This is a genomic window from Cupriavidus sp. H18C2, from assembly GCF_049393795.1.
GTDB lineage: Bacteria > Pseudomonadota > Gammaproteobacteria > Burkholderiales > Burkholderiaceae > Cupriavidus > Cupriavidus pauculus_C.
On record NZ_CP186010.1, the window covers coordinates 3,001,878 to 3,024,786 of the forward strand.

23 protein-coding genes are annotated in these 22,909 nt (G+C 67.9%); 6 read left to right on the forward strand and 17 right to left on the reverse strand.

All coding sequences use genetic code 11. The annotated features are described in order from the left end of the window. Nucleotides 1–42 precede the first annotated feature (42 nt). The 3 genes from EPAKOI_RS13595 to purB form a co-directional block, all read right to left on the reverse strand. Complete coding sequence (locus tag EPAKOI_RS13595; RefSeq protein ID WP_313835304.1) at nt 43–618, reverse strand: YceI family protein; 576 nt, start codon at nt 616–618, stop codon at nt 43–45. A gap of 73 nt (nt 619–691) precedes the next feature. Further along, nucleotides 692–1,255, reverse strand: a complete 564-nt coding sequence (locus EPAKOI_RS13600) for a cytochrome b (RefSeq protein ID WP_124683300.1) — start codon at nt 1,253–1,255, stop codon at nt 692–694. Between the two features lie 295 nt (nt 1,256–1,550). Further along, nucleotides 1,551–2,927, reverse strand: coding sequence for an adenylosuccinate lyase (purB, locus tag EPAKOI_RS13605; protein ID WP_423192410.1), 1,377 nt, complete (start codon nt 2,925–2,927; stop codon nt 1,551–1,553). A gap of 356 nt (nt 2,928–3,283) precedes the next feature. Here purB and EPAKOI_RS13610 point away from each other — a divergent pair, with 356 nt between their 5' ends. Next, nucleotides 3,284–3,898 (forward strand): glutathione S-transferase C-terminal domain-containing protein, encoded by a 615-nt coding sequence (locus EPAKOI_RS13610; protein WP_124683298.1) that lies wholly within the window; start codon nt 3,284–3,286, stop codon nt 3,896–3,898. Between the two features lie 55 nt (nt 3,899–3,953). Here EPAKOI_RS13610 and mnmA read toward each other — a convergent pair whose 3' ends face one another. The 5 genes from mnmA to EPAKOI_RS13635 form a co-directional block, all read right to left on the reverse strand. Continuing rightward, the gene (mnmA, locus tag EPAKOI_RS13615) at nt 3,954–5,033 is read right to left on the reverse strand and encodes a tRNA 2-thiouridine(34) synthase MnmA (RefSeq protein ID WP_423192411.1); all 1,080 of its coding nucleotides are present in this window, start codon (nt 5,031–5,033) and stop codon (nt 3,954–3,956) included. Next, on the reverse strand, nt 5,030–5,560 hold the full coding sequence (locus tag EPAKOI_RS13620) for an NUDIX hydrolase (protein ID WP_124683296.1): 531 nt from the start codon (nt 5,558–5,560) through the stop codon (nt 5,030–5,032). Before EPAKOI_RS13620 ends, mnmA begins: the two co-directional genes overlap by 4 nt. A 58-nt stretch (nt 5,561–5,618) precedes the next feature. After that, nucleotides 5,619–6,527 carry a 4-hydroxy-tetrahydrodipicolinate synthase gene (dapA, locus tag EPAKOI_RS13625; protein WP_423192412.1) on the reverse strand — a complete coding sequence of 303 codons (909 nt, stop codon included), beginning with the start codon at nt 6,525–6,527 and terminating at the stop codon, nt 5,619–5,621. Continuing rightward, nucleotides 6,514–6,777, reverse strand: a complete 264-nt coding sequence (locus tag EPAKOI_RS13630) for a hypothetical protein (RefSeq protein WP_253699999.1) — start codon at nt 6,775–6,777, stop codon at nt 6,514–6,516. Before EPAKOI_RS13630 ends, dapA begins: the two co-directional genes overlap by 14 nt. 187 nt (nt 6,778–6,964) lie before the next feature. After that, nucleotides 6,965–7,768 carry a TorF family putative porin gene (locus tag EPAKOI_RS13635; RefSeq protein WP_423192413.1) on the reverse strand — a complete coding sequence of 268 codons (804 nt, stop codon included), beginning with the start codon at nt 7,766–7,768 and terminating at the stop codon, nt 6,965–6,967. A 332-nt stretch (nt 7,769–8,100) separates the two neighbouring features. Between EPAKOI_RS13635 and EPAKOI_RS13640 the strand changes: the two genes are divergently transcribed. From EPAKOI_RS13640 to EPAKOI_RS13655, 4 genes are all read left to right on the forward strand, one after another. After that, on the forward strand, nt 8,101–9,225 hold the full coding sequence (locus EPAKOI_RS13640; RefSeq protein ID WP_124683292.1) for a Re/Si-specific NAD(P)(+) transhydrogenase subunit alpha: 1,125 nt from the start codon (nt 8,101–8,103) through the stop codon (nt 9,223–9,225). A 157-nt stretch (nt 9,226–9,382) separates the two neighbouring features. Then, nucleotides 9,383–9,715: an NAD(P) transhydrogenase subunit alpha gene (locus tag EPAKOI_RS13645; protein WP_124683291.1), complete on the forward strand. Its 333-nt coding sequence runs from the start codon at nt 9,383–9,385 to the stop codon at nt 9,713–9,715. Then, the gene (locus EPAKOI_RS13650; RefSeq protein ID WP_409558969.1) at nt 9,715–11,187 is read left to right on the forward strand and encodes an NAD(P)(+) transhydrogenase (Re/Si-specific) subunit beta; all 1,473 of its coding nucleotides are present in this window, start codon (nt 9,715–9,717) and stop codon (nt 11,185–11,187) included. The genes EPAKOI_RS13645 and EPAKOI_RS13650 overlap by 1 nt, the downstream gene beginning before the upstream one ends. Nucleotides 11,188–11,401: 214 nt before the next feature. Continuing rightward, nucleotides 11,402–12,451 carry a response regulator gene (locus tag EPAKOI_RS13655; protein ID WP_124683289.1) on the forward strand — a complete coding sequence of 350 codons (1,050 nt, stop codon included), beginning with the start codon at nt 11,402–11,404 and terminating at the stop codon, nt 12,449–12,451. Nucleotides 12,452–12,520: 69 nt separating this feature from the next. On the opposite strand, the gene EPAKOI_RS13660 is transcribed toward EPAKOI_RS13655, so the two are convergent. The 9 genes from EPAKOI_RS13660 to EPAKOI_RS13700 form a co-directional block, all read right to left on the reverse strand. Next, on the reverse strand, nt 12,521–13,783 hold the full coding sequence (locus tag EPAKOI_RS13660) for a THUMP domain-containing class I SAM-dependent RNA methyltransferase (RefSeq protein ID WP_423192414.1): 1,263 nt from the start codon (nt 13,781–13,783) through the stop codon (nt 12,521–12,523). A gap of 68 nt (nt 13,784–13,851) precedes the next feature. After that, on the reverse strand, nt 13,852–14,457 hold the full coding sequence (locus tag EPAKOI_RS13665) for a 2-hydroxychromene-2-carboxylate isomerase (protein WP_124683287.1): 606 nt from the start codon (nt 14,455–14,457) through the stop codon (nt 13,852–13,854). 35 nt (nt 14,458–14,492) lie between these two features. Beyond that, a complete protein-coding gene (locus EPAKOI_RS13670; protein WP_313835313.1) occupies nt 14,493–14,915 on the reverse strand; it encodes a CopD family protein in 423 nt (140 codons plus the stop codon). A 19-nt stretch (nt 14,916–14,934) separates the two neighbouring features. After that, nucleotides 14,935–16,188, reverse strand: a complete 1,254-nt coding sequence (locus tag EPAKOI_RS13675; RefSeq protein ID WP_423193520.1) for a glutamate-5-semialdehyde dehydrogenase — start codon at nt 16,186–16,188, stop codon at nt 14,935–14,937. Between the two features lie 127 nt (nt 16,189–16,315). Beyond that, on the reverse strand, nt 16,316–17,386 hold the full coding sequence (holA, locus tag EPAKOI_RS13680; protein WP_423192415.1) for a DNA polymerase III subunit delta: 1,071 nt from the start codon (nt 17,384–17,386) through the stop codon (nt 16,316–16,318). A 16-nt stretch (nt 17,387–17,402) separates the two neighbouring features. Beyond that, entirely contained in the window at nt 17,403–17,918 is a 516-nt protein-coding gene (gene lptE, locus EPAKOI_RS13685; protein ID WP_124685036.1) for an LPS assembly lipoprotein LptE, read from the reverse strand. A 26-nt stretch (nt 17,919–17,944) separates the two neighbouring features. Further along, the gene (gene leuS, locus EPAKOI_RS13690) at nt 17,945–20,566 is read right to left on the reverse strand and encodes a leucine--tRNA ligase (protein ID WP_423192416.1); all 2,622 of its coding nucleotides are present in this window, start codon (nt 20,564–20,566) and stop codon (nt 17,945–17,947) included. Nucleotides 20,567–20,749: 183 nt separating this feature from the next. After that, nucleotides 20,750–21,547, reverse strand: coding sequence for a 4-hydroxy-tetrahydrodipicolinate reductase (gene dapB / locus EPAKOI_RS13695; protein ID WP_313835317.1), 798 nt, complete (start codon nt 21,545–21,547; stop codon nt 20,750–20,752). Nucleotides 21,548–21,638: 91 nt separating this feature from the next. Next, nucleotides 21,639–22,250, reverse strand: coding sequence for an outer membrane protein assembly factor BamE (locus tag EPAKOI_RS13700; RefSeq protein WP_423192417.1), 612 nt, complete (start codon nt 22,248–22,250; stop codon nt 21,639–21,641). Nucleotides 22,251–22,450: 200 nt separating this feature from the next. Here EPAKOI_RS13700 and fur point away from each other — a divergent pair, with 200 nt between their 5' ends. After that, nucleotides 22,451–22,882, forward strand: a complete 432-nt coding sequence (gene fur / locus EPAKOI_RS13705) for a ferric iron uptake transcriptional regulator (protein WP_066732268.1) — start codon at nt 22,451–22,453, stop codon at nt 22,880–22,882. Nucleotides 22,883–22,909 lie beyond the last annotated feature (27 nt).

A 22,909-nucleotide genomic window follows, 5' to 3' on the forward strand; every position in this document is an offset into this window, starting at 1 on the left:
AGGAATAACGGCCAAGGAGCGTCGAGCGGGACAGTGCCCGCCTCAGCCCTTCTTCGCCGGGGTCACGAGGTGGAACTTGATCTGGACGTCGTCGGCCACGACGGAAGTATCCTTCCATTCGCCATCGCCGATGTTGAACGTGGTGCGCTTGATGGGCAGCACGCCGTCGAACACCTGGGCGGCGCCGTCCTGGCGGTACGTGGCCGGGACGGTCACGTCCACGGTCTTGCCCTTGATGGTCAGCTTGCCGGCCACTTCGTACTTGCCGGCCGCGCCGGCCTTGATGCTGGTCGACTGGAACACCGCCTTCGGATACTTGGCGGCGTCGAACCAGTCGCGGCCCTTGACCTCCTTGGTGGTCTCGGCGTCGCCGATCTCGAACGACGACACGTCGATCTCGACCTTGGCCGACGACGTGGCCAGCTTGGCCGGATCGAAGTCCAGCGTGGCGTCGAACTTCCTGAACTTGCCTTCCATCGGCACGCCGATCTGCTTGGCGGTGGCCGTGACCGTGCTCTTGGCGGCGTCGATCTGCGCCCAGGCAAGGTTGGCGGCCAGCGCGGTAGCTGCCAGGGTGGCCGCCACGATCATCGTGCCGGGACGGGTCATGCGTTTCATCTGAGACTCCAGTGGTGGCTGGCCATCGCGGCCGGTTGGTCAGGCGGAAAGCAGGAAAACGGTGCGCTGCCGCTCAGCGCAGGAACGGGATCATGCGGCCCAGCGTGCCATCGCGGTCCACGATCTGGTGCTTGACGGCCGCGGCCGCGTGCACCACGACGATGGCCGCCATGCTGTAGTTCAGCCAGATATGCACCTGCTTCAGGATGGGCTTGAGCGTGTCGCTGGCGTCGATCAGCGCCGGCAGCTTCCACAGGCCCAGGTACACCACCGGCACGCCGGCGGCCGAGCTGTAGAGGTAGCCGGTGATCGGCACGATCAGGATCAGCAGATAGAGCAGATGGTGCGCGGCGGCGGCGGCGCGGGCCTGCCAGGCCGGCGTGCCAGGCGCCACGGGCGGCGCGGCGTGGGTGGCGCGCCAGATCACGCGCAGCACGGCCACGGCGAAGATCGTCACGCCCAGCCACTTGTGCCACGAGAACAGCTTGAGCTTGGTCGGCGTCAGCCCCGGGATGCTGGTCATGTACAGGCCCAGGCCGAACGCCGCGAAGATGCCGAATGCAATCAGCCAGTGCAGCCCGATGGCGGTGGCGGTGTACTGCGCCTGGCCCCCCGGCCCGGTTCCTTGGTAGCCCATCTCGGTGAATCCCTTCGATCCTTGTTGTTGATGCGGTCTGCTGGCGTCGCAGCGCGGTCTCGTCCCGGACCGGTCCCTCACGCGCCAGCAATTCTCGCATTATTGAGTGAGCGGCAGCGGCTGGGAAGGGTCGAAGTTCATGAAGTTATTCAAATGATTTGATGTGGTGACGTGTCGCACCCTGCGCCCGGGAACCCACGCGATGCCAGGCCAGCCCGCGCAAACGAAAAGGGCCGACCCGAAGGTCAGCCCTGTTGTCTGGCCGCCACGGCAACCGTGGCGCGGCAAGACGGCGTCAGATGCGGTTGGCCAGTTCCACGGCCTTGCCGATGTAGCTGGCCGGCGTCATCGCCAGCAGCAGCTGCTTGGCATCGTCGGGAATCGCCAGGCCCTGGACGAACGTCTGCAGCGCCTCGCGCGAGATACCCTTGCCGCGCGTCAGCTCCTTGAGCTGCTCGTACGGGTTGGGCACGCCGAAGCGGCGCATCACGGTCTGCACCGGCTCGGCCAGCACTTCCCAGCAGTTGTCCAGGTCTTCGTCCAGGCGTTCCGGATTGGTTTCCAGCTTGCCCAGGCCGCGCAGGCAGGCCTCATAGGCCAGCAGGCTGTAGCCGAATGCCACGCCCATGTTGCGCAGCACGGTGGAATCGGTCAGGTCGCGCTGCCAGCGCGAGACGGGCAGCTTTTCCGACAGGTGGCGCAGCACGGCGTTGGCCAGGCCCACGTTGCCCTCGGAGTTCTCGAAGTCGATCGGGTTGACCTTGTGCGGCATCGTCGAAGAGCCAATTTCGCCGGCCTTGGTCTTCTGCTTGAAGTAGCCCAGCGCGATGTAGCCCCAGACGTCGCGGTTCAGGTCCAGCAGGATCGTGTTGGCACGGGCGATGGCGTCGAACAGTTCGGCCATGTAGTCATGCGGCTCGATCTGGATCGTGTACGGGTTGAACGTCAGGCCCAGGCGCTGCTCGATCACCTGCTTCGAGAACGACTCCCAGTCGAACGACGGGTAGGCCGACAGGTGCGCGTTGTAGTTGCCCACCGCGCCGTTCATCTTGCCCAGCAGTTCCACGCGCTGCACGCGCTCGATGGCACGGGCCAGACGGGCCGCCACATTGGCGACTTCCTTGCCCAGCGTGGTCGGGCTGGCCGGCTGGCCGTGGGTGCGCGACAGCATCGGCTGGGTGGCGTTGAGCTTGGCCAGTTCCACCAGGCGGCCGTGCACGCGCTGCAGTGCCGGCACGATCACGCCGTCGCGGGCGCCCTTGAGCATCATGCCGTGCGACGTGTTGTTGATGTCTTCCGACGTGCAGGCGAAGTGGATGAACTCGCTTGCCGCTTCCAGCTCGGCGTTGCCCTTGACCTGCTCCTTGAGCCAGTACTCCACGGCCTTCACGTCGTGGTTCGTGACCGCCTCGATCTCCTTGATGCGGGCGGCATCGGCCTCGGTGAAGTTGTCGACCAGGGCCTGCAGGCGGGCTTCGGAATCGGCCGAGAACTTCGGCACGTCGGGCAGGCCGGCCTGGGCCAGCGCGATCAGCCAGTTGACCTCGACCTTGACGCGGTTGCGCATGAAGGCCGCTTCCGACAGCCACTCGCGCAGCGCGTCGGCCTTGGCGGCATAACGGCCATCGATGGGAGACAGGGCGGTGAGCGGCGAAAGGGACGACGTGGACATGCTGGCAACCGGAGAAAAGAGGATTCGGGGGGGCTTGTGCGGGGGCGCGGAAAAGCGGCGGATGCGCCGCCCGGCACTGCCGTGCAGAAGCCGACAGGCAGCCGATGCAAGACGGCCGCCGAACGCGCAACGCGGGATTTTACCATCGCCCCCGGCCCCGTGCGCGCTCGCGGCGCGCCGGCGTTGGGCAGCGTGCGCAAGCCCGCATTGGCGCCGCAATCCCGGCACTCCGCATGTATACTCGCGCTCGCTCATCCGTTAGCCTGTTATGAAGTCCATCGGGCACGCCGACGCGCCTGCCAGCGCCACCGTGCCACGAGCGCCGATGCACTTCATAACAAGCTCAAGGGGAGAACATGAAGCTGTATGCGTCCCACACCAGCCCGTACGCGCGCAAGGTGCGTGTGGTGCTGGCCGAGAAGAAGATCGACTACCAGATGATCGAGGAAAACGTCTGGTCGCCCGACACCACCATCGGTCAGTTCAATCCGCTCGGCAAGGTCCCGTGCCTGATCATGGAAGACGGCGGCGCGGTCTTCGATTCCCGCGTGATCGCGGAATATGCCGATACCCTGTCGCCCGTCAGCCGCCTGATCCCGCAGGGCGGCCGTGAACGCCTGGAAGTGCGCTGCTGGGAAGCGCTGGCCGACGGCCTGCTGGACGCCGCGCTGCTGGTGCGGCTGGAAGTCACGCAGCGCGAGCCGTCCGAACGCAGCGAAAGCTGGGTGGCCCGCCAGCGCGGCAAGATCGACGCCGCCCTGGCCGCCATGTCGAAGGGCCTGGCCGACAAGCCGTGGTGCACCGGCATCCACTACACGCTGGCCGACGTGGCCGTGGGCTGCGCGCTGGCCTACCTCGATTTCCGCTTCCCGGACATCGCCTGGCGCGACCAGTACGAGAACCTTGTCGCGTTCCAGGACAAGATCGAAAAGCGCCAGTCGTTCATCGACACCGCGCCGCCGCAGGGCTGACCGCCCCGCCGCACCATGAAAAAAGGGGCCGTCTGGCCCCTTTTTTCCATCGCAGCTACTGGATTATGCCCCCGCCCAGGCATATCTCGCCGTCGTACAGCACGGCCGACTGCCCGGGCGTCACGGCCCATTGCGCCTCGGGGAACGACAGCCGCAGCGCATCGCCCTCCGCCTTCACCACCGTGCACGCCGCATCGCTCTGGCGATAGCGGGTCTTGGCGGCCATCGTCGCGCCGGCGGCGGGCGGCTCGCCGGCCACCCAGGACAGGTCCGCGGCATCCAGCTCCGGCTGGAGCAGCCACGGATGGTCGTGCCCCTGCACCACGTACAGCGTGTTGGCCGCCATGTCCTTGCGCGCCACGTACCACGCATCGCCGTTGCCATCCCGGCTGCCGCCCAGGCCGATGCCCTTGCGCTGGCCCAGCGTGTAGAACGCCAGGCCGATGTGTTCGCCGACGACCTTGCCTTCGTCGGTCAGCATCGGGCCCGGTCTGGTCGGCAGGTAGCGGTTCAGGAAGTCCCGGAACGGCCGTTCGCCGATGAAGCAGATGCCGGTCGAATCCTTCTTGCGCGCGTTCGGCAGGCCGATCTCGGCGGCAATCTCGCGCACGCGGGTCTTCGGCATTTCGCCCAGCGGGAACACGGTGCGCGACAACTGCGCCTGGTTCAGCCGGTGCAGGAAGTAGCTCTGGTCCTTGGTGTGGTCGAACGCCTTCAGCAGCTCGAACCTGCCGCTGGCGGCCTGGCGCACGCGCGCGTAGTGGCCCGTGGCGATCAGGTCGGCGCCCAGCGACATCGCGTGGTCCAGGAACGCCTTGAACTTGATCTCGGCGTTGCACAGCACGTCGGGGTTCGGCGTGCGGCCGGCCGAGTACTCGCGCAGGAAATCTGCGAACACGCGGTCCTTGTATTCGGCGGCAAAGTTCACGGCCTCCACGTCCACGCCGATCACGTCGGCCACGGACGCCACGTCCAGCCAGTCCTGCCGCGTGGAGCAGTACTCGCTGTCGTCGTCATCCTCCCAGTTCTTCATGAACAGGCCGATGACCTCGTAGCCCTGCTGCTTGAGCAGCCATGCCGTGACCGACGAATCGACGCCCCCCGACATGCCCACCACTACCCGCTTGCCGCTCACGATGCCACCTCCGGCGCCGCGCCCGTGGCCGTGGCGGCCGGGGTGGCGATGGCCGTGGGATGCGCATGCAGCACATCGAGCGCAAAGCGCTTGCCGGCCAGGTAGTCGTCGACGACGACCATCACCAGCGGCGAGCGGTGCTGGCTGGCGCACGCGCGGATTTCCTCGGCGGTCATCCAGACCGTGCGGACGATGCCGGTATCGAGCTGCCGGCCGGCGTCGAGCGCGCCCAGGTCGCCAGTGAAGGCAAAGCGGATGTAGGTGGTGTCGCCGCCGTCGCGCGACGAGCGGCCCCGGCTCATGTAGCAGCCGATCAGCGCGCGCGGCTCGAACGTGTGGGCCGTCTCTTCGAGCGTTTCGCGGATCACGGCGCGCACCAGGCTCTCGCCCGGTTCCAGGTGGCCGGCCGGCTGGTTGAAGCGCAGGCCGTCCGCCGTTTCTTCTTCCACCAGCAGGAAGCGGCCGCCCCGTTCGATCACGGCCGCAACCGTGACGCTGGCATTCCATTCACGTGACATGATGCACATTTTTTAAGCAATCCGGCATTCTACCGGTTGCCGTCGGAACGTGCATGGCCGGACGGGCTCAGGCGGCCGCGGCGTCGACCATTGGCGGCAACTGGGCCAGTACCGCGTCGATCTGGGCGACCAGGGCCTGCGACGCCGGCATCAGCGGCCGGCGCACCTCGGCCGTGGTCAGACCGATCCGCTGCAGCGCGGCCTTGACCGGCGCGGGATTGGGCTCTGCAAACATCAGCGCAATCAGCGGCGACAACTGCTCGAACAGCGCGCGGGCCGCCGCCTCGCGCCCGCCGCGCGCATCGTGCAGCAGGCGCACGAACAGGTCCGGCCGCACATGGGCCGCCGCCGGCACGATGCCCTGCCCACCCCGCAGCAGGTGGTCGAGCATCGACGCGTCGTCGCCACAGAACACGTCGATGCGGTCCTGCAGCGCCAGCGTGCGCAGGCCCGACGGCTCGCACTCCTTGATCGCGACGATCTGGGGATGGGCGGCCAGCCGCCACGCCAGATCGGGCGAGATCGTGCAGCCGGTGCGGCGCGGCACGTTGTAGAGCATCAGCGGCTTGCCGGTGCGCGCGGCCACGCTGCGCAGGTGCCAGGCGATGCCTTCGTCGGACACGCGCAGGTAGTACGGCGGCGGCACCAGAAATCCGGCCAGCGGCAGGCGGTCCAGGCGGCGTACCTGCTCGCACACCGCGTGCGTGGCCACGCCGCCGACGCCGGCCATCACCGGCAGCCGGCCCCCGGCCGCCTCGCACACGGCGGCGGCCAGCATGAAGCGCTCGGCATCGGTCAGCAGGCCGCCCTCGCCCGTCGTGCCGAGCACGATCAGGCCGTCCACGCCGGCGGCGGCGTAGTGGGCCGCCAGCCGCTGCGCGGCGTCGAGGTCGATCTGGTCGTCGCGCAGCGGCGTCACCATCGGCAGCCAGAGCCCGTCCGCGATGGCGCCGCGCCGGGCGTCAGTGCGTGCCATGGTCGTCCCCGAGGATCGACGCCACGCCGAACTGGGCCGCCGGCAGCGCCTGCATGATCGCGTGCATGGCGGCGTCGCGCTCGGCGCGTTCCACCTCCACATGCAGCGTGGTCTCGCCATGGCGATGGTCGACCTCGACCACGTAGATGCGCGCCATGCCCCCGATAGCCCGATGCAGCGTCTGGCGCAGCGCGAACACCTGCGCGGAAGACACGGCCAGGCGCAGGCGGATCCATGCCTCCTGGGGCACGGCGCGGCGCCGCGGGACCGAGGCAAACGCCACGGCGAGACTCGATGACTGTCGCATGAAGCGCGGACCCGCGCGGGGCGGGTCGTCTGTTGGAGATGGGTTCATGCTAGGGAGACCGGCGTCAATTTGATGCAGCGTTTGGGCCGGCGGGCATCAACAACGCATCAAAATGGCCGGCCGGCGCGGGTCAGAACGTCTTGGTGATCGACGCAAACGCGGTGGCCTTGCCCAGGTAGCGTCCGCGCGTGTTGGTGTACGCGGTGCGGCTGGCATTGGTGTCGAGATAGGCCACGGCCAGCGCGAACCCGTTGCCCAGGTCCTTTGTCACGCCGATCTTCCAGTCGGTGTAGGACGCGTCGCCAAAGTGCCGCACGCCCTGGTAGCCGACGTGGGCGTTCAGCGTCAGGCCCCAGACGTTCAGCGGCACGTTGGCGGTCAGGTCGACGTAGTAGCTGTTGCGGCTGTCGGCAAACCCGAACAGGTTGGTCAGCGCGTGCGAGTACTTCAGCGACAGCGGGCCCCAGCCCACGCCGGCATAGATTTCGGTCGTGTACGGGCGCGTGGCCGTGTAGCCGCCCGGGTAGTAGTACTCCAGCACGCCGACGTCGTAGCTGATGTCCTGCCCGCCGAGCCGGAACGCGTTGCGGAAGCCGCCGTAGAAGTCCATCTCGACCGGCGCCGAGACCGATGCGTCGGCATCGCCCAGCCAGCTGATGCTGGAATTCCAGTTGCCCAGATAGAAGCCGCTGGCGTGGGCGTAATCGAAGCCGCCCTGCACGGCCGGCCGCAGGTTGGTCTGGCTGATGCCCCGGTAGCGGTAGTCGGACACCACGGACACGTTGGCGGTGAAGCTGTGCGGCGACGCGGGCGCGGCGGCGTCGGCCGCATCGGCGGGCGCCTGCTGGGCGAAGGCTTGGGAAAACGGTGCGGCACGCAGGATGGCGGCGGCCAGCGTGGCCGGCGCCGAGGTCATCAGGCGGGTTGCGATCATGAGTGGGAATCGTGAAAAAGGACGCCTCGAATGAGACGTTGGCGCCACGATACGCAGCCGGCCGTCAAATCGGCATCAAGATTGGCCGCCCCGCTGAAGCCTTCCGATAAAGACGACTGGCGGCGTCAATTCGATGTGCATCAAAAGCGCCATTTCATGAGCCGCAAAAATAAGTCGCGCCCCCTGCACAAAACACTGACCGCCCGGTCACCATCGAACGTAAGTTTCGGGTAAGCTGCGCAAAAATTGGTGCAGTCTTTTGCATTGCACCAACGGGCGAGGACGTTGGCCCGACCACGACTACGAACGACGCCAGACAGGAGAAATTGACGATGCATATCGGTATCCCGCTCGAGACGCGGGCAGGTGAGACGCGTGTCGCCGCCACCCCGGAGACCGTCAAGAAGTATGTCGCCCAGGGCCATCAGGTTACGGTGCAGGCGGGCGCAGGGGTACGCGCCAGCATTCCCGATGCGGCATTCGAGGCGGCCGGCGCCCGTATCGGCGGCCCGGCCGACGCGCTGGGTGCCGAACTCGTCCTCAAGGTCCGCGCCCCCGACGACGCCGAACGCGCCCAGTTCAGGCCCGGCGCGGTGCTGGTGGGCATGCTCAACCCGTTCGATATCGAGAACAACGCCCGCATGGCCAGCGCCGCGATCACCGCGTTCGCGCTGGAAGCCGCGCCGCGCACCACGCGCGCGCAGAGCATGGACGTGCTGTCGTCGCAGGCCAACATCGCCGGCTACAAGGCCGTGCTGGTGGCCGCCCACCATTACCAGCGCTTCATGCCGATGCTGATGACCGCCGCCGGCACCGTCAAGGCGGCGCGCGTGCTGATCCTGGGCGCCGGCGTGGCCGGGCTGCAGGCCATCGCCACGGCCAAGCGGCTGGGCGCCGTGATCGAGGCGTCAGACGTGCGCCCGGCCGTGAAGGAGCAGATCGAATCGCTGGGCGCCAAGTTCCTGGACGTGCCGTTCGTGACCGACGAAGAGCGCGAGATTGCCCAGGGCGTGGGGGGCTACGCCCGCCCGATGCCGCCCGACTGGATGCGCCGCCAGGCCGAACTCGTGCACCAGCGCGCCATCCAGGCCGACATCGTCATCACCACCGCGCTGATCCCGGGCCGCCGGGCCCCCGTGCTGCTGGCCGAGGACACCGTCAAGCAGATGAAACCCGGCTCGGTCGTGGTCGACCTGGCCGCCGCGCAGGGCGGCAACTGCCCGCTGACCGTGGCCGACGAGGTGGTGGAACGCCATGGCGTGACGCTGATCGGTCACACCAATCTGGCCAGCATGGTGGCCGCCGATGCGTCGGCACTCTACGCGCGCAACGTGCTGGACTTCCTGAAGCTGATCGTCGACAAGGACGGCCGCTACACGCTGAACCTGGAAGACGACATCGTCGCCGCCTGCCTGATGTGCAAGGACGGCCAGGTCGTCAGGCAGCAGGCCGCCTGACATCCCGCCCCAACAGTGTCCGTGACGCGGCCCGAGCCGGCCGCGCCACGGCGGCCGCATCCCGGCGTGCCCGATCCCGCAGTGCTGAAACTTGCAGTTCCCTGGACAGCCGGGCGCACCGCAGCGCAAGTATTCAAAAGCAACGGAGGAGAAGTCGATGGAGATGGTGAACCACACGGTGATCAACCTGATCATCTTCGTGCTGGCAATCTACGTGGGGTACCACGTGGTGTGGACGGTCACGCCCGCACTGCACACCCCGCTGATGGCCGTGACCAATGCGATCTCGGCCATCATCATCGTCGGCGCCATGCTGGCGGCCGGCCTGACCGAAGGCGGCGTGGGCCGCGTGATGGGCACGCTGGCCGTGGCGCTGGCCGCGGTGAACGTGTTCGGGGGCTTCCTGGTGACCCAGCGCATGCTGGAGATGTTCAAGAAGAAGGAGCCGCGCGCCAAGGCCGGCGCTGAAGCCGCCAGGGAGGGTGCGTGATGGAAGCCATCAGCATGAACCTCGTGACGCTGCTGTACCTGGTGGCGTCGGTCTGCTTCATCCAGGCGCTCAAGGGCCTGTCGCACCCGGCATCGGCCCGCAAGGGCAATGCGTTCGGCATGATCGGCATGGCGGTGGCCGTGGTGACCACGCTGGTGCTGATCGTCAAGCTCAAGAACGAGTTCCTGGCGGTGGGCGCGGCGCAGTCGTCGGTCGGCACCGGGCTGGCGCTGATCTTCGGCGCGCTGGTGGTGGGCGGCGGCATTGGCGCCTACGTGGCGCGCAAGGTCGAGATGACCAAGATGCCCGAGCTGGTGGCGGCCATGCACTCGCTGATCGGCCTGGCGGCGGTGTTCATCGCCGTGGCGGCCGTGGCGGAGCCGGCGGCGTTCGGCATCACGCCGGCCGGGTCGCACGCGATTCCGGTGGGCAACCGCATCGAACTGTTCATCGGGTGCTTTGTCGGGGCCATCACGTTCTCCGGCTCGGTCATCGCGTTCGGCAAGCTGTCCGGCCGCTACAAGTTCCGGCTGTTCCAGGGCGCCCCGGTGGTGTTTGCCGGCCAGCACTGGCTGAACCTGCTGCTGGCCATCGCCATGATCGGCTTCGGCATCATCTTCTTCCTGTCGCAGGCGTGGCTGCCGTTCCTGATCATGCTGGCCATCGCGTTCGTGCTGGGCGTGCTGATCATCATCCCGATCGGCGGCGCCGACATGCCCGTGGTGGTGTCGATGCTGAACTCGTACTCGGGCTGGGCGGCGGCGGGCATCGGCTTCTCGCTGAACAATCCCATGCTGATCATCGCCGGCTCGCTCGTGGGGTCGTCGGGTGCCATCCTGTCGTACATCATGTGCAAGGCGATGAACCGGTCGTTCTTCAACGTGATCCTGGGCGGCTTTGGCGCCGACGCCTCGGCCGGCGCGGCCGCCGGAGAGCAGGCGCAGCGCAACGTGAAGTCCGGCTCAGCCGACGACGCCGCGTTCGTGATGAGCAACGCCGAGACGGTCATCATCGTGCCCGGCTACGGCCTGGCCGTGGCCCGCGCGCAGCATGCGCTGAAGGAGTTGACGGAGAAGCTCACCGAGCACGGCGTGACCGTGAAGTACGCGATCCACCCCGTGGCGGGCCGCATGCCGGGGCACATGAACGTGCTGCTGGCCGAGGCCGAGGTGCCGTACGACCAGGTCTTCGAGATGGAGGACATCAACAGCGAATTCGGGCAGGCCGACGTGGTGCTGGTGCTGGGCGCCAACGACGTGGTCAACCCGGCCGCCAAGACCGATCCGAAATCCCCCATCGCCGGCATGCCGATCCTGGAGGCGTACAAGGCCAAGACCATCATCGTGAACAAGCGCTCGATGGCGGCCGGCTACGCGGGCCTGGACAACGAGCTGTTCTACATGGACAAGACCATGATGGTGTTCGGCGACGCCAAGAAGGTGGTGGAAGACATGTTCAAGGCCGTCGACTAATCTGCCGTTAATCTTCGCGACCGTCACGGTGCCATTCTGGCCGCGTGAATAAAGCAACGCGCAGACCTGTCATCAACGAAATCGAACGACTGCGGCCAGCAACCAACGCTGGCCGCGTCCTTTTTGGCCGTCGGGTTGCGCGCGCAGGCTCAGGCGCTATACTGGCTTGCCCCGTTCTTTTTCCCCTGCGGCAGCGGCCAGATTCGATCGCACCATGACCTTCCCCGCGCATGACCGGAACCTGTCGGTTTTCCATCACCCCGTCCTGACGGTGCTGGTGGACGATAGCAAATCGTTTATCGACAGCCTGGCTTTCCAGATGGATGCATCGCGCGCGGTGGTCAGTTTCACCGATCCGCGCGACGCGCTGGCGTGGATTCGCGATGCCTATGCCACGCGGCACCCCGCCTTCCTGCCCGTGCGCGTGACGCACGACGACCTGACCTTCCTGTCCGAGCGCCGCACGGTGCAGCTGGACGTCGACCGCATCCACCGCCAGATCCATGACGTCCACCGCTTTCTGCAGCCGGGCGTGATCGTGGTGGATTACTCGATGCCGCAGATGGACGGCCTGGAGTTCTGCCAGGCGCTGGAAGACCTGCCGTGCAAGACCATCCTGCTGACCGGCACGGCCGACGAGAACATCGCCGTGCAGGGCTTCAACCACGGGCTGATCGACCGCTACGTGAAGAAGCACGACCCCAACATGGTGGCGCGCCTGAACGACGAGATCGACGCGCTGCAGCAGCAGTACTTCGCGGCCATCTCGCGCACGCTGCGCGACCTGCTGACCCGCCATTCGTACGCGTTCCTGTCGGACCCGGTCATGGCCGACCGCGTGCGCCAGACGGCGGCGCGCTACGGCTTTGTCGAGTTCTACCTGTTCCCCAACCCGGTGGGTATGCTGCTGCTGACCGCGCAGGGCCACGCCACGCTGATGGTCATCGAGACCCGCGCCGGGCTGATGAGCCAGGTGGAATCGGCCGAAGCCTACGAGGCCCCGGCCGCGCTGATCGAGGGGCTGCGCGAGGGCCGCATCGTGCCGTTCTTCTGGCCCGGCAACGGCATGTACACGCCGGCCTGCGTCGACTGGGAACAGTACTGCCTGCCCGCCGAACGCTGCGAGGGCAACGAGGAATACTTCTACGCGCTGTTCGACCTGCCGCGCCACATGCTGCAGGAGCCGGTGGTCAGCCTGCAGAGCTTCCTGTCGGAATTCTCGCGCAACGCCGACGCCATGACTGGGCGGAACAAGCTGGCTTGAGCTTCGGAGCTTCGGAGCTTCGGAGCTTCGGAGCTTCGGAGCTTCGGAGCTTTGGGCCTCTCGCCGGCCTCACTCCTTCCTGCCTGCCTCCCGATTGCCCCCGCGCACCATGTCGAACCGGAACAGCCGGCATTCGATATTGCCGTTGAACAGCGGCGTGCGGCGCGATTCCTTGAGGCGCAGGCGCTTGGGAAAGCCCAGGTCGCCCGTGAACACCCAGGCCTGCCAGCCGGCAAAATGCTGCTTCAGCGTCGTGGCAAACGCGCTGGCGAACTGGTTGGCGGCGGCCTCCTCGGCTTCGTCGCGGGGAGCGTCCATCGGCGCGTCGCGGCGGCTGCCGCGCACCGCGATCCGCTCGCCGTAGGGCGGATTCATCATCAGCAGGCCGGCCTCGGCAAACGGTGGCTGCACGAAGCGTGCGTCCACCTGCTTGAGCTGCGCGTCCCCGGGCAGCCCGGCGCGCTGCCAGTTGGCATCGGCCATCGACAGCATGTCCGTCGAGATGTCCGAACCGGCGATCTGCAACGCGGCGCTACGGCTCGCGGCCGATTCGCAGGCGCGCTGGGCGTCGGCGCGCAGCGCCTGCCAGGCCTTCGTGTCGGCGCCCTTGAGCCATTCGAACGCGAACGTGCGACCTACGCCCGGCGCGATGCCCAGCGCCACCTGCGCCGCTTCCACCAGGAACGTGCCGCTGCCGCACATCGGGTCGAAGAACGGCCGGCTGGTGTTGCCCGGCGTCCAGCCAGCCAGCCGCAGGATGCCCGCCGCCAGGTTTTCCTTGAGCGGCGCCTCGCCCTTCTCCATGCGCCAGCCGCGCTTGAACAGCGGCTCGCCGGTGGTGTCCAGGTAGAGCGTGCAGTCGGTCTCGCTCAGGTGCGCGTAGATGCGGACGTCGGGGCTGACCGTGTCGACGCTGGGCCGCGCGCCCAGCCGCTCGCGCATCGCGTCGCAGACACCGTCCTTGACCCGCAGCGCCGTGAAATTCAGGCTGCGCAGCGGCGACTTGTGCGACGTGATATCGATCCGCAGGCTCTCGTCGGGCGAGAACCACTGCTCCCAGCGCTGCTGCCGCGCCAGCGTGTAGATGTCGTCCTCGTGCCGGTAGCCGCGCTGCGCCACGCGCAGCAGCACGCGGCTGGCGATGCGCGAATGCAGGTTGACCGCATAGGCGGCCGACATGCCGCCCGAGAAGCTCACGCCGCCCGGCAACTCGCGGTGCACCTCGAACGGTGCCGCGGCCGCCACGGCCGGATACTGCGCGATCTCGCGCAGCTCCTCGGCCAGTGCCGATTCGAGGCCACGCGGGCAGGGAGCAAAGAAGGCTTGGGTCATGGCGAGGGATTCCTGAAAACAAAAACGTCCGCGACGGCGGACGGGTCAAGCGTGGGTCCGGGTGCCGATCAGCCTGCCGCGAGCGCGCGGTCCAGGAAATCGAGCCGGTCCTGGCCCCAGTACGGCTGGCCGTCATGGATGAACCACGGCGCGCCGAACACGTTGGCCGAGATCGCATCCTGGGTATTCTGGGCGTAGGCCGCCTGCACGGCCTGCGCCTCGCTGGCCTTCAGCAGGCCGGCGCCGTCCAGCCCGTTCTCGTCGGCGATCTGCGCCAGCGTGGCCGCGTCGGCAATGTTGCGCTGCTCGGCCCAGACCGCGCGCGTGATGGCGCCGGTCAGCGCCAGCGCGCGCGCCGTGCCATGGGCCAGCTGTGCCGCGATGATCAGCCGCGCGGCGGCATCGCCGGACACCGGGAAGAACGTCGGATGCAGGTTCAGCGGGATGTCCAGGAACCGGCTCCAGCGCTCCAGTTCCACCAGCCGGTACGCCTGGCGCTGCGGCGGACGCTGGGCCAGCGGCAGCCCGCCGGACACCGAGAACACGCGGCCCAGGTCTGCCGGCTTCAGCAGCACCTGCGCCTGGTGGCGGTTGGCGATCTCCATGAAGCGGGCGTGGCCCAGGTAGACGAACGGTGACTGGGGCGCCAGGAAATACTCGACCTGCTTGCTCATCACGACCTCATCGAAAACAGTTGGGATCCGACAGATTAGAACGGCTTTACGACAACCAGAATCACGATGGCCAGCAACACCAGCACCGGCAGCTCGTTGAACCAGCGGTAGAACGTGTGCGACCGGGCATTGGCGCCACGCTCGAACTTGCGCAGCAGCACGCCGCAGCCGTGGTGATAGCCGATCAGCACCAGCACCAGCGCCAGCTTGGCATGCATCCAGCCCTGCCCCGTGCCGCGCCCGATGCCGTAGCCCAGGTAGAGCCACAGCCCGAACACCACGGCCGGCACGGCCAGCATGGTCATGAAGCGGAACAGCTTGCGCGCCATCAGCAGCAGCCGCTGCACGGCGGCCGGCTCGGTCTCCATCGCCAGGTTGACGAAGATGCGCGGCAGGTAGAACAGCCCCGCGAACCACGACACGACGAACAGGATATGGAAGGCTTTGACCCAGAGCATCTACGTTCCCCGCCGTTGATCAGGTGCGCACTTCGCCGTGGCCGAAGACCACGTACTTCAGCGACGTCAGCCCTTCCAGCCCCACCGGGCCGCGGGCGTGCAGCTTGTCGTTCGAAATGCCGATCTCGGCGCCCAGGCCGTACTCGAAGCCGTCGGCAAAGCGCGTGGACGCGTTGATCATCACGCTGGCCGAATCCACCTCGCGCAGGAAGCGCATGCCGGTGCTGTAGTTCTCGGTGATGATCGAGTCGGTGTGGGCCGAGCCGTAGGTGTTGATGTGGGCGATGGCGGCGTCCAGGCCGTCCACGGTGCGGATGGCCAGCACCGGCGCCAGGTATTCGGTGTGCCAGTCCTGCTCGGTGGCGTCCACCAGGTTCGTGAACCCGGCCGCTTCCAGCGTGGCACGGGTATCGGCGCAGACGCGCAGTTCCACGCCCTTGTCCTGGTAGATGCGGCACAGCGGCGGCAGCACGGCCGGGGCGATCCGGCGGGACACCAGCAGCGTCTCCATCGTGTTGCACGGCGCGTAGCGCTGGGTCTTGGCGTTGTCGCAGACGCGCACGGCCTTTTCCACGTCGGCATCGTCGTCGACGTAGACGTGGCAGATGCCGTCCAGGTGCTTGATCATCGGCACGCGGCCTTCCTCGATCAGGCGCGCGATCAGGCTCTTGCCACCGCGCGGCACGATCACGTCCACGTACTCGGTCATCGTGATCAGCCGGCCCACGGCGGCGCGGTCGGTGGTCTCGATGACCTGCACGGCCTCGGCCGGCAGCCCGGCGCTGGCCAGCCCCTCGGCCACCAGCGCGGCCAGCGCCGTGTTCGATTCGATGGCTTCGGACCCGCCGCGCAGGATCGTGGCGTTGCCCGACTTCAGGCACAGCGCCGCGGCGTCGATCGTCACGTTCGGGCGCGACTCGTAGATGATGCCGATCACGCCCAGCGGCACGCGCATCTGGCCCACCTGGATGCCGGTGGGGCGAAACTTCATGTTGCTGATCTCGCCGATCGGGTCCGGCAGCGCGGCAATCTGCTCCAGCCCGGCGGCCATCGTGTCGATCGCCTTGTCGGACAGCGTCAGGCGGTCCACGAACGCGGCGTCCTGGCCGTTGGCGCGGGCGCGCTCCACGTCGCGCGCGTTGATGGCCTTGAGCTTGCCGGCGTCGCGGCGGATGGCGGCGGCAATCGTCAGCAGCGCGCGGTTCTTGTCGGCCGTGGAGGCCCGCGCCATGGCGCGCGACGCCGCGCGGGCCTGCTGGCCGACGCGGGACATGTAAGCGTGGAGATCGAACTCGGTCACGATGGTGTCCGGGCCGTGCCCGGTCTGCTGTGGGTGCCGCGATGTCGAGGCGCCGGCGCGGCTGCCGGCTGTGTTCGGTTTGGCTGGCGTGGCCGGCGCGTCAGGCTGGCCGCGCGATCCGCAGCGCCAGTTGCAGCAGCCCGTCCCATGGTTCGGCCGGCAGGCTGCCCGCCGCGCCACCCGCGCCTGGCAGGTCCGACAGGCCCTTGACCTGCCGGTCCAGCCGCGCGGCCATGGCCAGCGCGGCCTCCAGTTGCGGCATCGACAGCCGCTGCGCGGCCTGCGGCACCAGCCGTTCGCGCGGGCCCCAGACGCGCAGCTCGCGCATCAGCACGCCCGCCGGCTTGCCGGCCGCCAGCCCTTGCCGGACCTTGGATAATACGCGAATTTCCTCGGTCAGCGCCCACAGCACCAGCACCGTGGCCTCGCCCTCGCCGCGCAGCCCTTCGAGCATCCGGGTCAGGCGCGGCACGTCGCCGCCCAGCATGGCCTCGGACAGCTTGAAGACGTCGTAGCGGGCCACGTTCAGCACCGCGTCGTGCACTGCATCGAAGGTCAGCACGCCCGGCGGGTACAACAGGCCGAGTTTCTGGATTTCCTGGTGCGCGGCCAGCAGGTTGCCTTCCACCTTGTCGGCGATGAACTGCAGCGCACGCCGGCCGGCCTCGCCCGGCTCCACCCGCTGCTGCTGCAGCGCCAGCCGGTCGCCCACCCAGGCCGGCAGCCGCGTGCGGTCCACCGCGTCGACCTTGATCGACATGCCGGCCGATTCCAGCGCCTGGAACCAGGCCGACTTGGACGCGGCGAAGTCCAGCCGCGGCAGCGTCACCAGCATCACCACGTCGGGCGACGGCTGGGCCGCCACGGCCCGCAGCGCCTCGCCGCCGTCCTTGCCGGGCTTGCCCGACGGCACGCGCAGTTCCACGATCTTGCGGTCGCCGAACAGCGACATCGACTGCTGGGCCTCGGTGAGCTGGCTCCAGTGGAACCCGCGTTCGGCCACCAGCACCTCGCGCTCGGTGTAGCCGGCCTCGCGCGCGGCGCGGCGCAGGCGGTCCACCGCCTCCAGCACCAGCAGGTGCTCGTCGCCATGCACCACGTAGAGCGGCGCCAGGCCCCTGGCCTGGGCCTGCTTCAGGTGGCCTTCAAGTCCGTCGAGCTTGAGCTGCATCCCGGCCCTGGCCGCCTCAGATCGTCTTGACCGCGGCCAGCCGGCGCATCAGTTGCTGCACGATGTCCTTCTGCATGTCGCGGTAGAGCTGCTGCTCTTCGTACGTCTTGGCCAGCGTGTTGGCTTCGTTGTAGGTCAGGTCGCGCGTCAGCAGCAGCGTGGACGGCGCAATCAGTTCCTTGCCGGCCGCGTCGCGCAGCCGGAAGGTGAAGCGCTGCGTCAGCCGGTATTCGCGCACCACGCCCTGGGCCGTGATCGACAGGATCGAGCGGTACTGCGCGTCCTGCAGCACGTCCAGCAGCGCGTCGGCCTGCGCCTGGTCCTCGACGATCAGCGTGTCGGAGCCGTTGCGGATGTTGCGGCGCAGGTCCGCGCCCATCAGCGAATTGGCCGGCAGCCCGATGTAGAGCTTCTTGAACGCGAAGTCCGCGCTGCCGCGCATGTGAAAGCCGCAACCGGCCAGCAGGCCGGCCGCCACCGTCGCCGCACCGAGGGCGAGAAATCCGCGGCGTCCCATGTCCGGTCGATCCATTGCCATGTCTTCCTGGTTAAGGGGTCTCAGAGCACCACGTTGACGAGCCGGCCCGGCACGACCACGATCTTCTTGGGCGCGCCGCCGTTGGCAAACTTCGCCACGATGTCGCTGCCGGCGGCCGCGGCCTCGATGGCGGCGCGGTCGGCGTCGGCCGGCACCGTCAGGCTGCCCCGGACCTTGCCGTTGACCTGCAGCACCAGTTCGATCTCGCTGCGCACCAGCGCGGTCTCGTCCACCTGCGGCCAGGCGGCGTCGAGGATGTCGCCGGCCTCGGCCGCGTAGCCCAGCTCGGCCCACAGGCCGTGGGCGATGTGCGGCACCACCGGGTACAGCACGCGCAGCAGGATGCTGAAGCCCTCGCGGCGCGCGGCCGGCGACGCGCCCTTGGCGTCTTCCAGCGCATTCAGCATCTTCATCGTGGCCGACACGACGGTGTTGTACTGGATCCGCTCGTAGTCGTAGTTGGCCTGCTTGAGCACCGTATGCAACTCGCGGCGCAGGTCGGCATCGGCGGCGGCCGGCTGGCTGCCCGCGCCGTCGCGGATTGCCGCGGCGTTGGCGTAGCCATAGTTCCACACGCGGCGCAGGAAGCGCGACGCGCCTTCCACGCCCGATCCGCTCCATTCAAGCTGCTGCTCGGGCGGCGCGGCGAACATCACGAACAGGCGCGCGGTGTCGGCGCCGTACTGGTCGATCAGGGCCTGCGGGTCGATGCCGTTGTTCTTGGACTTCGACATCTTCTCGACCCCGCCGATCACCACTGGCTGGCCGTCGGCCTGCAGCGTGGCGCCGGACGGGCGGCCGCGCTCGTCGGTCTGCACGTCGACCTCGGCCGGGTTGTACCAGGTCTTCTTGCCGCTGGCGTCCTCGCGGAAGTACGTCTCGTTGAGCACCATGCCCTGCGTCAGCAGGTTGGTGAACGGCTCGTCGAACTTGACCAGGCCCAGGTCGCGCATGACCTTGGTCCAGAAGCGCGCGTACAGCAGGTGCAGGATTGCGTGCTCGATGCCGCCGATGTACTGGTCCATCGGCATCCAGTAGTCGTTGCGGGCATCGACCATCGTGGCGGCGTCCGGGCACGTGTAGCGCATGTAGTACCAGCACGAGTCGATGAACGTGTCCATCGTGTCGGTCTCGCGGCGCGCCGGCTTGCCGCACGACGGGCAAGTGCATTGCAGGAAGCGTGCGTCCTTGTTCAGCGGGTTGCCCGTGCCGTCCGGCACCAGGTCTTCGGGCAGCACCACGGGCAGGTCCTGCTCGGGCACCGGCACCACGCCGCAGGCGTCGCAGTGGATCAGCGGGATCGGCGTGCCCCAGTAGCGCTGGCGCGAGATGCCCCAGTCGCGCAGGCGCCAGGTCACCTTCTTCTCGCCCAGGCCCTTGGCGGCCAGGTCCGCGGCGATGGCGTCCACGGCCGCCTTGTAGGCCAGGCCGTCGTACTTGCCGCTGTCGATGCAGACGCCCTGCTCCTTGTCGCCGTACCACTCCTGCCAGGCGTCGGTCGAATACGGCTGGCCCTTGACGTCGATGACCTGGCGGATCGGCAGGCCGTACTTGTTGGCAAACGCGAAGTCGCGCTCGTCGTGCGCCGGCACGCCCATGACCGCGCCGTCGCCGTAGCTCATCAGCACGTAGTTGCCCACCCAGACGTCCACCTGCTCGCCGGTCAGCGGGTGCGTGACCTGAAGGCCGGTGGGCATGCCCTTCTTCTCCATGGTCGCCATGTCGGCTTCCATGACCGAGCCGTGCTTGCATTCGTCGATGAAGGCGGCCAGTTCGGGGTTGGTGGCGGCGGCGTGCGTGGCCAGCGGGTGCTCGGCGGCCACGGCGCAGAACGTCACGCCCATGATCGTGTCGGCGCGCGTGGTGAACACGTGGAGCTTGCCGTCCTGGATCGGCTGGCCGGCGGCGTCGCGGATGTCATGCGGGAACGCAAAGCGCACGCCCTCGCTGCGGCCGATCCAGTTCTGCTGCATGATCTTGACGCGCTCGGGCCAGCCCAGGCCGTCCAGGTCGCCCAGAAGTTCCTGCGCGTAGTCGGTGATGCGCAGGTAGTACATCGGGATCTCGCGCTTTTCCACCACGGCGCCCGATCGCCAGCCGCGGCCGTCGATCACCTGCTCGTTGGCCAGCACGGTCTGGTCCACCGGGTCCCAGTTCACGGTGCCGGTCTTGCGGTAGGCAATGCCGCGCTCCAGCATCTTCAGGAACAGCCACTGGTTCCAGCGGTAGTAGTCGGGGCTGCACGTGGCCACCTCGCGCGACCAGTCGATCGCCAGGCCCATCGACTGCATCTGCTTCTTCATGTAAGCGATGTTGTCGTAGGTCCAGGCGGCCGGCGCCACCTTGTTGTTCAGCGCGGCGTTCTCGGCGGGCATGCCGAACGCGTCCCAGCCCATCGGCATCAGCACGTTGCGGCCGTTCATGCGCAGGTAGCGCGCCATCACGTCGTTGATCGTGTAGTTGCGCACGTGGCCCATGTGCAGCTTGCCCGACGGGTACGGCAGCATCGAGCAGGCGTAGAACTTGGCTTTTTCCTTGCCGTCCGGTCCGACCGCGTGCTCCGATACCCGGTAGGCATCGATGGCTTGCCAATGCTGCTGGGCGGCTTGTTCTACGGCGGACGGAAGATATTTGTCTTGCATGGTCGGGACGACGGGTCTGGACAACGGGCTCGCGCGGCAACGGGCGCGCCGGGCGGCCGGGGGGATCGGAATGCGAAAGCAGCGATTATAACCGTGGCCGGCCCCGAATCCGGGCCGCCACGGGGCGCTGCAAGTCTGCGGAAAGCCGGCGCCTGGCCGCCCCGAGGCGGCGCGCCGGACGGATTACTTCAGGCCCAGCACGTCCTGCATGTCGAACATGCCGGCCGGCTTGTCCGCGAGGAAGCGGGCGGCACGCACGGCACCATCGGCATACGACTGGCGGCTCGACGACTTGTGGCTGATCTCGATCCGCTCGCCGATGCCGGCGAACATCACGGTGTGATCGCCGACGATGTCGCCGCCGCGCACCGTGGCAAAGCCGATGCTGTTGGCGTCGCGCGGGCCCGTGTGGCCTTCGCGGGCATAGACGGCGCAGTCGTCAAGGTTGCGACCGAGTGCATTGGCAATCACTTCACCCATCGTCAGCGCGGTGCCGGACGGGGCATCGACCTTGTGGCGATGGTGCGCCTCGATGACCTCGATGTCGTAGCCGGTGGACAGCAGCCGGGCGGCCACGTCGAGCAGCTTGAACGTGGCATTCACGCCCACGCTGAAGTTCGACGCGAACACCACGCCGATGGACTTGGCGGCGTCGGCCAGCGCCTGCTTGCCCGCCGCGTCGAAGCCCGTGGTGCCGACGACGATCTTCTTGCCCAGCCGGCGGGCCGCCTCCAGGTGCACGAGCGTGCCTTCCGGGCGCGTGAAGTCGATCAGGCAGTCGGCGGCGGCCATGACGGCGTCGATGTCGGCCGTGATCGGCAGTCCGGTGTTGCGGCCCAGGAACAGCCCGGCGTCCTGGCCCAGCGCGGGCGACGCGGCATGTTCGAGCGCCCCGGCCAGCGTCACGCCGTCGGTGTTCAGCACGGTTTCGATCAGCATGCGGCCCATGCGGCCGGAAGCCCCTGCGATGGCGATTTTCATGATGGGTATCGGGGAGACGGACGCCCGGCGGATCTGCCGGGCGCGGGGTGCGATGAGATGCCGACCGGAACGGGCCGGCGGCCGTGGCCGGTCAGCTGGCCGGTTTGTCCTGGGCGGCGCTGGTGGCCGGGGCCTGCGCGGCCGGCTCGGACGCCGGCGGCGTGCCCACCGCCGCATCGGCAGCCGGGGTCGCCGGTGCGGCCGGGGCCGCCTGGGCGGCGGATGCGGCCGGGGCGGACGAAGAGGACGACGACCCGACACCGATCTTCTGGTTGCGCTGGGCGGCCTTCATGCCGTCGATTTCGGCGATCAGTTCGTATTCCGACGGCAGGTCGTCACCCTGCCACTTGGTCAGCGTGTCGCCATCGAAGAACACCGTGAACTTGCGCGACTGGACCACCGGCGTGGCGCCCCGGCGGAACGAGAAGTAGTAGTCCCAGCGGTTGCCGTGGAACACGTCCTGCAGCAGCGGCGTGCCCAGCAGGAAGCGCACCTGGTCGCGCGTCATGCCTTCGCGCAGTTGCGCCGCCGCCTCGCGCGAGACGAAGTTGCCCTGGACGATGTTGATGCGATAAGGCGTGATGGCTTCTGCCACCTTGCGCGACGTGCTGTCGTAGGCCGAGCAGGCACCGGCCAGCAGCGCGGCGGCCAGCAGGGATGAAACCAGCGCCGGGCGCATGGCGGACGAACGGAATGAACGCATGTATCTCGCTTCCAGACGGGAATGGTTCTGTGCCGGAACCGGCGCACCGCGCGAGAGCGGCGGCGTCCGGCACGGCCAGGCGCATCGCGGGTACGCCACCCTGCGGGCGGCGTCCGGGCGCCATGGCACCGGGGCGACTTTTGTCGCCAAAACCCTTATGATTCAACTATCCAGACATTGTACTCTAGGGAGTCACGCCCATGCCGAGTCCGGCGGACCTCAAAAACATCGGCCTCAAGGCGACCGTCCCCCGCCTGAAGATTCTTGAAATCTTCCAGACCAGCGAACAGCGCCATCTCAGCGCGGAAGACGTCTACCGGATCCTGCTCAACGAGCATATGGATATCGGCCTCGCCACGGTCTATCGCGTCCTGACCCAGTTCGAGCAGGCGGGCCTGCTGTCCCGCAACAACTTCGAATCGGGCAAGGCCATCTTCGAACTCAACGAAGGCAAGCACCACGACCACCTGGTGTGCCTGGACTGCGGTCGCGTCGAGGAATTCTTCGACGGCGACATCGAGCAGCGCCAGCAGAGCATCGCGCGCGAGCGCGGCTTCGCCTTGCAGGAACATGCGTTGTCGCTGTACGGCAACTGCACCAAGAACGACTGTCCCCACCGACCCAAACGATAAGCCGCGCCGGCACTGGCCCTATGCCAC

Coding starts and splice junctions, on each gene's coding strand:
- EPAKOI_RS13595 (WP_313835304.1), bottom strand. CDS start 618: ATGAAACGCATGACCCGTCCCGGCACGATGATCGTGGCGGCCACCCTG.
- EPAKOI_RS13600 (WP_124683300.1), bottom strand. CDS start 1,255: ATGGGCTACCAAGGAACCGGGCCGGGGGGCCAGGCGCAGTACACCGCC.
- purB (WP_423192410.1), bottom strand. CDS start 2,927: ATGTCCACGTCGTCCCTTTCGCCGCTCACCGCCCTGTCTCCCATCGAT.
- EPAKOI_RS13610 (WP_124683298.1), top strand. CDS start 3,284: ATGAAGCTGTATGCGTCCCACACCAGCCCGTACGCGCGCAAGGTGCGT.
- EPAKOI_RS13620 (WP_124683296.1), bottom strand. CDS start 5,560: ATGTGCATCATGTCACGTGAATGGAATGCCAGCGTCACGGTTGCGGCC.
- dapA (WP_423192412.1), bottom strand. CDS start 6,527: ATGGCACGCACTGACGCCCGGCGCGGCGCCATCGCGGACGGGCTCTGG.
- EPAKOI_RS13635 (WP_423192413.1), bottom strand. CDS start 7,768: ATGATCGCAACCCGCCTGATGACCTCGGCGCCGGCCACGCTGGCCGCC.
- EPAKOI_RS13640 (WP_124683292.1), top strand. CDS start 8,101: ATGCATATCGGTATCCCGCTCGAGACGCGGGCAGGTGAGACGCGTGTC.
- EPAKOI_RS13645 (WP_124683291.1), top strand. CDS start 9,383: ATGGAGATGGTGAACCACACGGTGATCAACCTGATCATCTTCGTGCTG.
- EPAKOI_RS13650 (WP_409558969.1), top strand. CDS start 9,715: ATGGAAGCCATCAGCATGAACCTCGTGACGCTGCTGTACCTGGTGGCG.
- EPAKOI_RS13655 (WP_124683289.1), top strand. CDS start 11,402: ATGACCTTCCCCGCGCATGACCGGAACCTGTCGGTTTTCCATCACCCC.
- EPAKOI_RS13660 (WP_423192414.1), bottom strand. CDS start 13,783: ATGACCCAAGCCTTCTTTGCTCCCTGCCCGCGTGGCCTCGAATCGGCA.
- EPAKOI_RS13665 (WP_124683287.1), bottom strand. CDS start 14,457: ATGAGCAAGCAGGTCGAGTATTTCCTGGCGCCCCAGTCACCGTTCGTC.
- EPAKOI_RS13670 (WP_313835313.1), bottom strand. CDS start 14,915: ATGCTCTGGGTCAAAGCCTTCCATATCCTGTTCGTCGTGTCGTGGTTC.
- EPAKOI_RS13675 (WP_423193520.1), bottom strand. CDS start 16,188: ATGTCCCGCGTCGGCCAGCAGGCCCGCGCGGCGTCGCGCGCCATGGCG.
- holA (WP_423192415.1), bottom strand. CDS start 17,386: ATGCAGCTCAAGCTCGACGGACTTGAAGGCCACCTGAAGCAGGCCCAG.
- lptE (WP_124685036.1), bottom strand. CDS start 17,918: ATGGATCGACCGGACATGGGACGCCGCGGATTTCTCGCCCTCGGTGCG.
- leuS (WP_423192416.1), bottom strand. CDS start 20,566: ATGCAAGACAAATATCTTCCGTCCGCCGTAGAACAAGCCGCCCAGCAG.
- dapB (WP_313835317.1), bottom strand. CDS start 21,547: ATGAAAATCGCCATCGCAGGGGCTTCCGGCCGCATGGGCCGCATGCTG.
- EPAKOI_RS13700 (WP_423192417.1), bottom strand. CDS start 22,250: ATGCGTTCATTCCGTTCGTCCGCCATGCGCCCGGCGCTGGTTTCATCC.
- fur (WP_066732268.1), top strand. CDS start 22,451: ATGCCGAGTCCGGCGGACCTCAAAAACATCGGCCTCAAGGCGACCGTC.